Consider the following 9,948-nt stretch of genomic DNA (forward strand, 5'->3'; position numbering starts at 1 on the left):
TCCCCGCCTTCGGTGAAGCGGTATCTACGGATAACGAACCGGACCCGCAATAGGAAAAATGACAGGAACCACAAGAAAACGAACAACCTGCTGATTATCCTGGGATAATCAGAGACAGCCTGCGGCCTCGCGCCGCCCCGCCAGCGGCCCGCACCCCATTCTGCACGGAATCACGACGCCCGCATGACAGAACAACCGTCACCCCCTACTTCCCCCGCCCCACCGACGCGCCTGCCCCAAACCCGCCACACATGCCCGCCCGTGACGCAGAAACAAAAAAGAGCGCGGCAAATGCCGCGCCCCCAAAAGAACATGCTCGCAAAATTCAGCGCTTCGAGAACTGGAAGCTCCGACGCGCCTTCGCCTTGCCGTACTTCTTGCGCTCGACCACGCGGCTGTCGCGGGTCAGGAAGCCGGCCGCCTTCAGCGCGGCGCGCAGGCCGGGCTCGTGCAACTGCAGCGCTTGGCTGATGCCGTGCTTGACGGCGCCCGCCTGTCCCGACAGGCCGCCGCCCTTGACGGTGGCCTGGACGTCGTACTGGCCGGTCACGCCGGCAACCTCGAACGGCTGGCGCAGGATCATCTGCAGAACGGGGCGCGCAAAATAGGCGTCGATGTCCTTGCCGTTCACCGTGACCTTGCCCGAGCCAGGCTTGACCCAGACGCGGGCGACCGCGTCCTTGCGCTTGCCGGTGGCATAGCTGCGGCCCAGGTCGTCACGCTGCGGCTGGCGGTTTACGGCGGCTTCGACGGCAGCGGCGGGGGTGCCCGACACGGCCGACTTCAGGTCGTCCAGAGATTTGATGTCTTCGGCCATGATCATGCGCTCCGGGTGTTTTTGACGTTCAGGACCTTGACATCCAGAACTTCGGGCTGCTGCGCCTCGTGCGGGTGCTCGGCCCCGGCATAGACGCGCAGATGGGTCATCTGCTGCTTGCCCAGCTTGTTACGGCTGATCATGCGCTCGACGGCCTTCATGACGACGCGCTCTGGATGCGCGCCTTCCAGGATCTGGCGCGCAGTCCGGTGCTTGATGCCGCCCGGATGGCCGGTGTGCCAGTAGTATTTCTTGTCATTGCGCTTGTTGCCCGTCATCTGCACCTTGTCGGCGTTGATGATGATCACGTTGTCGCCCATGTCCATGTGCGGCGTGAACGTCGGCTTGTGCTTGCCGCGCAGGCGGTTGGCGACGATCGTGGCGAGGCGGCCCAGAACGACGCCCTCGGCGTCGATCAGGATCCACTTCTTCTCGATCTCCGCCGGTTTCGCGGTATAGGTTTTCATCTGTCGTCCCTTCAGGGTCGTGTGCATTCGAGATGGGCGTATATCCCGGATCATGCAAGCCAGGTCAAGCGCGCAGGCGCCGGATTTATCGTATCTTAACAGCTACTTGTAACTTAGGTATCAAAATACCTTAAAACAACCGGCCGGCTTTCGGTCATTTTGGCGGAATCGAGTACGTCATCGAGCAGCGCGCCACCGGCTCAGCGAGACCCTCCGAGAAGATCAACGCCTCCGCCACGGCTAAGCTGCGCCCCAGCTTCAGAAGCGTGCATCGCGCCAGCAGATCCGTGCCGGCCGCGGGCTTTCTCATGAAGTCGATCGAGGCATTGGTCGTCACCGCCAGCGCCACCGGCCCGATGCGCGACAGGATCGCGCAATAGACCGCCACGTCTGCAAGCGCGAAGATCGAGGGGCCGCTGACCGTGCCGCCCGGTCGCAGATGTTCCCCGGCGACGATCAGGCGCGCCGTCAGGACATCGCCTTCGAGAGCCTCGACGCGGAAACTGCCGGCGATCTGCGGAAACTCTCCTGCCAGGAACCTGTTCAACGCATTGGCGTCCATCGCGACTGTCATGCTGCCCCCTCGCTGCTTGGTGCCGAAACTCATGGGAAATCGCGCAAGATGCAAGATCGACAACCAGATCTGACGCCCGGTTGTGTCGCGCTACCGGCGCAAGCAGAGAAGCCCACTTCGACCGTTCGGTCGAACTGCATCAGGAACTTCACCCATGTTGGACGTCGTGCCGTCTGGCCGAAAAGGCCTTCTCGATCGTCCCCAGCGCCATTGATCAGTTTGGCGACATCAGACCTCGTCCTGCCGCACTGCCAGCTCCCACCCCGGGATCCGTCCCGTGGGACGCCCCGTCGGCGAACCGCCCAGAGGTTCAAGCGCAAACTCGTAGAATTGCCGGTCCGCTGACGCCGGCAACCTCGGCGGGTCAAGCTCCGTCTCTCGCGGTCTGGGCAGCAGCCCTAGCGAAACTAGCCCGAGGGAAACGTCCAGACCTGCGTCTACCGATTCCGCGGCACATCGACGCCGGCCACGAACCTGATCCGCACATCCGCCGCGCCGAAGTTCTCCACGACCGCCCTTGGGCGGCCGCCTCGTCAGGAAGGGTGAAGCCGCCGACATAGGCCAGCAGGATCGCGCGCCGGGTGGCAGGCTCCAACCCTGTGAGGCAATCCTTCAGCGCCACGCGGTCGCCCAAAGCGTACAGCCCGGCACCGGCGGCCTCCACGCGGGCATCCTGCATCGCCGTCAACGCCTCAGACGGAAGGCCTTCGAGCCGGCGGCCGTCGCGCAGGAAATTCAGGCAACGGTTGTGCAGGATCGCGAAGATCCAGCCGCGGGCCGAGCCGTCGCCGGCGCGGAACTGATGCGCCTGGCGCTAGATCTGGACCATGCTCTCCTGCACGGCCTCCTCGGCCAGATCGCGAGGGTGCAGTATCCGCTGCGCCACGCCCAGCAAGCGCCCGCCTTCCGCTTCAAGAGATGGACGATGCAACGCCCGCCTTCGACATCCAGACGACCAAGGACGGCACGAACACCGCGTGGCTGGTGGCCGGAGGGACGATCTACACTGTCGATCTTGAAACCGGCACGGCCACCCAGGTCGGGATTCTGGAGGGCGCCGACGGTGACCTGATCGACGTCACCGTGATGCCGGCGATGTAACCCCCAGGCCCGGCCGGCGGTACGCCCGGCCAGGCTTTCGCTGCCCCGCCTTCAGGTCAGCGGTGGTGCAGCGCGTCGTCCTCCAGATGTCGGCGCAGGATCTCGACGTTGCGCAGGTTGGCTTTGAAGCCCACGTCGAAGATGGTCCCCAGCAGGGGAATGCTGCCGAACAAAGTGTCCAGCGCGACGTTGACGCCTTGTTTGGCAAGCTTGCGCTTGGGCAGCCCCATCCGGCGGCTCTCCAGCAGGATCCACGCGGCGGGCAGCGCGGCGGCCGCGTCGCCCAAGACCGGAACCAGGCCCGCGATCGAGTCATAGCCGATGCGGATGCCGGTGCCCGGGATGCGGAACACGGAATCGAGCTGTTTCGACAGCCGGTCAAGCCGGTCGAAACGTTCCTTGTGCGGGTGCGTCATCATCCTTCGGAAATTCGCAAGCCGCGCCAAGGGTTCCGCCTCGCCCCCGGCAGGAGCCGTCAGTCGGCGTTCAGGAACGCGCCGACCTCCAGCAGGATCATCTCGTTGTCATCGGCGCGCCCTTGCTGTCGACCGACCGAGAAGGGAAAGTTGTTGTCGTTGGCGACGACGATGTGGTTCTGGTCGACGCGATCGACATTCTCGATCGTCACGAAGGGAAAGCTGAACACGCCGTCGATCGTCCCGCGGGGGGCGACGCCCTCGGGGTCGCGGATGTTCATCAGGTCGATGTAAGCGATCTTTTCCAGAACACCGTTTTCATCCGTGCGCTCCAGATCGACCAGGTAGATGCGCTTGAACGCGGCGGGGGTTTCCGCCCAGCCCTCGCGCGGGTCGCCCTCGCCGTTGTCGCGTTCGATGATCAGGCCGCGCGTGCCGTCGACAAGGTTGAAGTCGCCGATGGCGTGGCCTGCCGCCTCGAGCGGATAGTACCGCACTCGGTCGCCCCATTCGCCGGTCTCGGTCGAAACTTCCATCAGGCGCAAGACCGGGACGCCGTTCACCGTTTCTTGCGTGCCCGTCGCGGCATCCCAGACCGGTTTTTCCAGCAGCGGATAGAGGGTCTTCTGATCCTCGGACAGGGCCATCCCCTCATAGCCGCCCGATCGGAAGGTGATGACCTCGGGGGCAGGCGACGCGCCAGGATCGGCCGCTGCGACGAAGGCGTTGTCGGGCGATCGCATCAAGGTGCCTCCGGGTTCAGTGGCCAGCACCTGCAGCACCTTGCCGTCGGCGTCGACCTGCAGCAGCCAGGGGCCAAACTCGTCACCGATCCAATAGGTGTCGCTGACCGGCTGGATCGATTCGACGTCGAAGTCGGCGCCAGTCAGGAAGCGGCCCTGCGATGCCTCGTTCATGATCGGGAACGGCACCTTCTGGTCGGGATCGGACAGACGCACCGTCCGCTCGATGGCGATACGGCCGCTGTCCCAGTCGGGCCGGACGATGTTGAACATCAGGATCACGTCGGACGAATTTGCCTTGGACCCGAAGCCGTTGTCCGTCAGCACCAGGAACCGCCCCTCGCCCAGGGACCGGATGCCCGAGAACCCCTGCAGCGGCTGCCCTGGGAAGGGCAGCGCCTGACCGTTGTCCTGGACATTGGCATAAAGGTCCGTGACGCGCCCTTCGGGGCCGGTGAAGCGGCCCGAGACGTTGAAATGCGCCGGGGCACCCTCTGGCGCGGGCACGAAACTTGCCGCGGGCAGTTCGGCATGCGCGGTCAGCGTGGCATCGAATGCCTGTTGCGCGACGCTGGTCGTCGCCGACAGAGACAGCAGCGCGGCTGAGAGAAAGGTGGTCTTCATCTGGTGTCCTCGTGATCGGCAGGCCGAGGGCGGTCGGCCCTGCCTGCCGCGCCGGTGTCCTTGCGTTGCAAGACATGGCGGTGACACTTCACTGAAGCTTCCGTGACGCAGGCGCGCGTCGAGAACGATCCCGCGCATCGGCGGGATCGGTCGTCTGCGGGTCAGGCGTAAAGCGCGACCCGGTTCTTCAGATGGCGCTCGGCCAGCTTGCGCCCGGCCGATCCGTTCAGGAAGACACGCGCCGGCGCGGGGCGCGTCGCGGGCCCGTCCACGTCCAGCTGCGGCAGGATCTCGAAGATCTCGGCCAGGGCGGCGGGGGGAAGCGACTTCCTCGCCTGCGGCCCGACGTAGAGCGATTCGGTCGCCGCGCCCTCGGCAAAGACCACTTGGTGACGATCAAAGAGCATGTGGAAGTACTCCACGCTTGTCAGGTCGTCGGCGACGTCGATGCCGTCCAGCAGGGTCAGGTGCTTGGCCGCGACAAGCGCCTGCTCGGCACCCGCAACCCTTCTGACGATCCGCGAACTGACCACCATCCGGTGCTGCGGAGAGACGACCAGCTCACGTGCCGGAACCCCGGCCCCCAGTGCGTTCGCCGCGATCCGGATCGGCCGCAGGTTCGGCCGGGCCGCCAGTTCGTCAGCCTCGATCCGACGAGAGCCGACCCAGGCCAGCGGCTGCAGACCGTGGTCGGCGGTCATCACCAGGTCACCCTCGCGCAGGGCCTCGACCGGGCGTGGGCCTTCGGCCGTCTCGATCAGCGTGCCGGCCGCGAAGCAGTTGACCCCGGTCGACAGCCCGTCCAGCGCATCTCCGGCCACGGTCGCGCCGCCGTTCAAGATGCGCAGCCCGCCAGCCTGCGACAGCACGCCAGATGCCTGTTGGGCCTTCAGCCATGCCAGGGGGGTGTTGTACTGCTGCGTCGGGTTCGCCGCATTCCAGGCCGTCAACGTGGTCGCGTTGTAGAACGATGTCAGATCGATGAAGTCGTTCTGCGTGCTGTCCGCGTTGCCCGACGTGAAGTCTGTGATCGTATCGGCGCCTTCGGCCACAAAGATGTCGCGACCACTGCCGCCGGTCATCGTATCGGCACCCGCGCCCCCGGCCAGCGTGTCGTTGCCCGCGCCGCCGTTCAAGACGTCGTTGCCGCCGCCGCCGTTCAGGACGTCGTCGCCGTCGCCCGCGTTGATCGTCTCGGCGCCTTGGCCGCCAGTGATCGTGTCGTTGCCGCCGCCGGTGTTGAACGTCGCGGTGCCGATGTTGGCCCTTGCGTCGATCGTGTCCGCCCCGCTCCCAGTGGTGACGATCTCGATCTGGCTGAAGGCTGCGGTGTTGCCGCCGCTGGTGATCGAGCCGCCTTCGTTGGCATAGGTCACCGTGGCGGGCGCGGTCAGGCCGCTCGCGTCGATCGTATCGACGTCTAGGCCGGTCTCGCCGCCGATGATCGTATCGGACCCGAAGCTGCCGCTCAGCGCGAAGCGGTCGCTGCCTTCGCCGCCATCCATCATGTCGTTGCCGAGACCGCCGTCCAGCGTGTCGTTGCCGGAACCGCCGATCAAACTGTCGCTTCCGTCGCCACCCAACAACCGGTCATCGCCTGCCCCGCCGTTCAGCGTGTCGTTGCCGACGCCGCCATCCAGAAGATCATCTCCGGCCAGCGCGGCGGTCGCCGGCGGCACGCCGATGGTGGCATCGGTCGCCAAGTCGCGCAGCGGTGCCGTCAGCCCCGGCCCGCCGATGCTGGCATTGAGGACGTTCGCACCTTGGTTTTCCCAATACCGAACCTCGATCGAATAGGTGCCCTGCGGAAGCTGGATCGTCGCCTCTCGCTGCGTCGCGCCTTGATGGAAGTCGTTGTTCAGGTAATCCAGGGTGCCGCCGTTTGCGGCCGTGTTGTTGAACCTGACGATGTTCCCGACGGCATCGCGGATGATGATGCGAGAGCCGTCGTCGGAACTGGTGGCAAACCGATAGGTCCCTCCGGCCGAAATGTTCAGCGTCGAGCGATAGACGATGCCGAAGTCATTGGGATCGGCCAAATTGAGCAAGCCGCCGGCCAGCGTCCCGACGTTGAAGTCGTTGACATAGCCGCGATCCAGAAGCTGGCTGCCGGTCGAGGTGTTGTCGATATCCGATGCCTGATTGCCGGTCGAGCCGAAGTCCCGGCTGTAGACCGCATAGGCCCACTGCCCCGCCAGCGGCTGATCACCGTGAAGGGTGTCGTTTCCACCACCGCCCAGGATGGTATCGTTGCCCCCGCCCCCGCTGAGCGTGTCGGCGCTGGTGGTTCCATTGATTGTCTGCGCCCTGTCCGAGGCGGGTGTCGTGCTTGAGTTGACCGCCATGACGACGCACTCCGATGAGATTTAATAAAATCAGTTAGATGTCGCGCGGGCATATCTTGGCCCGCGGCTAATGCAACTGCAGCGTGAGCGGTCGTATTGAAGATTCTGCACCTGCGATATTTATGTCGCGCGCCACAAATTTGCAGGCAGCACGGGAACCAAATCGATCCGGCCTGCAGGGCGGTTAAGACCTTGCCTACGCTGCAAAATGAAGTTTCCGGCGGCGGCGAATGCGCCCGGACATACCCGGCTGCTGTGCCGGCTCACATTGGTGATGTGTGCGACGACTTCGGGTCAGTTCTTCGCAGCAAGCGCCTGCACAAGCCGGACGAAATGCTCACCCCTCTTTTCGAAGTTCGGATACTGATCGAAGCTGGCCGCCGCAGGAGCCAGCAGGACAGTGTCGCCCGGCACCGCCTCGGCATGGGCACGCGCGACGGCATCTTCCATGGTCTCAGAAATCTCGTGCGGAGTCTGCCCGATCTCTAGGGCGAAGTCGCGGGCCGAATGGCCGATCAGATAGGCCTTCGATACCTGTCCCAGATACGGCGCAAGCGCCGCGATTCCGCCGTCTTTGCCCAGACCGCCAGCGATCCAGCGGATACGGTCGAACGCCTGCAGCGCCTTGGCCGCGGCATCCACGTTCGTTGCCTTCGAGTCATTGACATAGCGCACCCCGCCGATTTCGGCGACGGTCTGGCTGCGATGCGGCAGACCCGCGAAGCTGTGGAACGCCCCCTCGATCTGGCGTGGCGCCAGGCCCACGGCCCGGCAGGCGGCATAAGCGGCGCAGGCGTTCTGGTGGTTGTGCGCCCCGGGCAGGCCGCGCATCCCGCGCAGGTCGATCGAGGCGGCCTGCCGGCCCTTGCGATATTCTGACAGAAAGCCCTTGCGGGCGAAGACCGACCAGGCCGCGCGATCCAGCTTCTGCCCGGCCGAGATGCGGATCACCCGATCATCCGTCGGGCCCATCGACATTTGGCCCGCCAAGAATAGTCCCTCAGCCTCATCGATACCGATCACGGCTCGGTCAGGGCCTCCTTCCGCGAACAGCCGGCGCTTGGCCGCAAAGTAGCCGCCATGACCGGCGTGCCGGTCCAGATGGTCCGAAGACAGGTTGGTGAAGACGGCCACATCGGGCGTCAGCGCCCGTGCCAGGTCGGTCTGATAGCTTGAAAGCTCCAGCACTACGACCTCTCCGTCAATGGCGGGGTCCAGCGACAGCACGCCGGTGCCGATGTTTCCGCCCATCTGCGTCGGGCGGTTACATTCCGCCAGTACGTGGTGGATCAACGCCGTGGTGGTGGACTTGCCGTTCGATCCCGTAACCGCAATGACCCGCGGGGGACGGTCGAAGCCCTGCCAATCCTCGGTCGCGTAGCTGCGGAAGAAAAGCCCGATGTCGTTGTCGACCGGGATACCCAGCTCATAGGCCTTGGCGATCACCGGGTGCGGGCGCGGATAAAGATGCGGGATCCCGGGGCTGACCACCAGCAGGCTGACGCCCTGCCAGGCCGCGTCGCGGGTCAAGTCGAGGATGTGCAGCCCGTCGGCCTCGGCCGCCTCGCGCGTGTCGACTCCGTCATCCCAGGCCACGACGCGCGCCCCGCCGGCGGCGAGTGCCGCCGCCGTGGCCTTGCCGGACCGGCCAAGGCCCAGCACCGCGACGGTTTGATCTTCGACGCCCTGGACAGGGATCATGCGAGGCTCCTGTAGTCGTCGGCCGGGGGCTGTCTGCCCCCGGACCCCCGAGGATATTTGGCGACCAAAGCAGGCGCTAGCGCAGTTTCAAGGTCGCGAGGCCGATCAGGGCCAGGATCAGCGCGATGATCCAGAACCGGATCACGATCTGCGCCTCGCCCCAGCCCTTCTTTTCAAAGTGATGGTGAATCGGCGCCATCAGGAAGACGCGCTTGCCGGTCCGCTTGAAGTAGAGGACCTGGATGATGACGCTGAGCGCCTCGACCACGAAAAGGCCGCCGACGATGGCCAGCACGATCTCGTGCTTGGTCACCACGGCGATGGCGCCGAGCGCGCCGCCGAGGGCAAGGCTGCCCGTGTCGCCCATGAAGACGGCGGCGGGCGGGGCGTTGTACCAAAGGAAACCCAACCCTCCGCCGATCAGGGCGGCGACGAAGATCAGGATCTCTCCGCTGCCGGGGACGTGGTGCACGCCCAGGTATTCGGTGAAGTCGACGCGCCCGACGGTGTAGGAAATGACGCCGAGCGTGCCGGCCGCGATCATCACCGGCATGATCGCCAGCCCGTCCAGCCCGTCGGTCAGGTTGACCGCATTCGCGGCGCCGACGATGACGATCATCGCGAAGGGAACGAAGAGGAAGCCCAAATTGATCAGCGCGTCCTTGAACACCGGCAGCGCCAGTTGGTTCGTCAGGTTGGCCGGATGCAGCAGCGAGGCCGCGAATCCAGCCAGCGCCGCGATCAGCAGGCCCAGCAGCATCCGCGTGCGCGAGCTGACGCCCTTGGTGTTCTGCTTCGACACCTTGGCGTAATCGTCGGCAAAGCCGATGGCCGCGAAGGCGGCCGTCACCAGCAGCACGATCCAGACATAGCCGTTGTCAAGCCGCGCCCAGAGCAACGTCGAGAACATCAGCGCCGACAGGATCAGCAGGCCGCCCATCGTGGGCGTTCCCGCCTTGGCCAGGTGGGTCTGCGGGCCGTCGTCGCGGATGGGCTGGCCCTTCTTCTGCACCCGGCGCAGATAGTTGATCAGCGGCCAGCCGAAGATGAAGCCGAAGAACAGCGCCGTGAAGAAGGCGGCCCCTGCCCGGAAGGTGATATAGCGGAAGAGGTTGAAGAAATCCCCGCCCTCGGACAGGTTGCTGAGCCAATAGAGCATG

The 9,948-nt window shown here is 65.2% G+C and carries 9 protein-coding genes; 1 reads left to right on the plus strand and 8 read right to left on the minus strand.

What is annotated here, in order from left to right:
- Nucleotides 1-325: 325 nt before the first annotated feature.
- From rpsI to OC184_RS13045, 3 genes are all read right to left on the minus strand, one after another.
- The gene (gene rpsI, locus OC184_RS13035; RefSeq protein WP_265507620.1) at nt 326-817 is read right to left on the minus strand and encodes a 30S ribosomal protein S9; all 492 of its coding nucleotides are present in this window, start codon (nt 815-817) and stop codon (nt 326-328) included.
- Nucleotides 818-819: 2 nt separating this feature from the next.
- Entirely contained in the window at nt 820-1,284 is a 465-nt protein-coding gene (rplM, locus tag OC184_RS13040) for a 50S ribosomal protein L13 (protein WP_265507621.1), read from the minus strand.
- Nucleotides 1,285-1,438: 154 nt separating this feature from the next.
- The gene (locus OC184_RS13045; RefSeq protein WP_265507622.1) at nt 1,439-1,858 is read right to left on the minus strand and encodes a PaaI family thioesterase; all 420 of its coding nucleotides are present in this window, start codon (nt 1,856-1,858) and stop codon (nt 1,439-1,441) included.
- 918 nt (nt 1,859-2,776) lie between these two features.
- Here OC184_RS13045 and OC184_RS13050 point away from each other — a divergent pair.
- Nucleotides 2,777-2,959 (plus strand): hypothetical protein, encoded by a 183-nt coding sequence (locus OC184_RS13050; RefSeq protein ID WP_265507623.1) that lies wholly within the window; start codon nt 2,777-2,779, stop codon nt 2,957-2,959.
- A gap of 56 nt (nt 2,960-3,015) precedes the next feature.
- Here the strand turns inward: OC184_RS13050 and OC184_RS13055 are convergent, their stop codons facing one another.
- The 5 genes from OC184_RS13055 to mraY all read right to left on the minus strand — a co-directional run bounded on the left by OC184_RS13055 (nt 3,016) and on the right by mraY (nt 9,947).
- The gene (locus tag OC184_RS13055) at nt 3,016-3,405 is read right to left on the minus strand and encodes a DUF4112 domain-containing protein (protein ID WP_265507624.1); all 390 of its coding nucleotides are present in this window, start codon (nt 3,403-3,405) and stop codon (nt 3,016-3,018) included.
- A 29-nt stretch (nt 3,406-3,434) separates the two neighbouring features.
- Complete coding sequence (locus tag OC184_RS13060; RefSeq protein WP_265507625.1) at nt 3,435-4,742, minus strand: esterase-like activity of phytase family protein; 1,308 nt, start codon at nt 4,740-4,742, stop codon at nt 3,435-3,437.
- Between the two features lie 161 nt (nt 4,743-4,903).
- Nucleotides 4,904-7,087, minus strand: coding sequence for a Hint domain-containing protein (locus tag OC184_RS13065; protein ID WP_265507626.1), 2,184 nt, complete (start codon nt 7,085-7,087; stop codon nt 4,904-4,906).
- A 294-nt stretch (nt 7,088-7,381) separates the two neighbouring features.
- The gene (gene murD, locus OC184_RS13070; RefSeq protein ID WP_265507627.1) at nt 7,382-8,788 is read right to left on the minus strand and encodes a UDP-N-acetylmuramoyl-L-alanine--D-glutamate ligase; all 1,407 of its coding nucleotides are present in this window, start codon (nt 8,786-8,788) and stop codon (nt 7,382-7,384) included.
- A 76-nt stretch (nt 8,789-8,864) separates the two neighbouring features.
- Nucleotides 8,865-9,947, minus strand: a complete 1,083-nt coding sequence (mraY, locus tag OC184_RS13075; protein ID WP_265507628.1) for a phospho-N-acetylmuramoyl-pentapeptide-transferase — start codon at nt 9,945-9,947, stop codon at nt 8,865-8,867.
- Nucleotide 9,948: the final 1 nt, after the last annotated feature.

It is taken from the genome of Paracoccus rhizosphaerae, from assembly GCF_026162645.1.
Classification (GTDB): Bacteria; Pseudomonadota; Alphaproteobacteria; order Rhodobacterales; family Rhodobacteraceae; genus Paracoccus; species Paracoccus rhizosphaerae.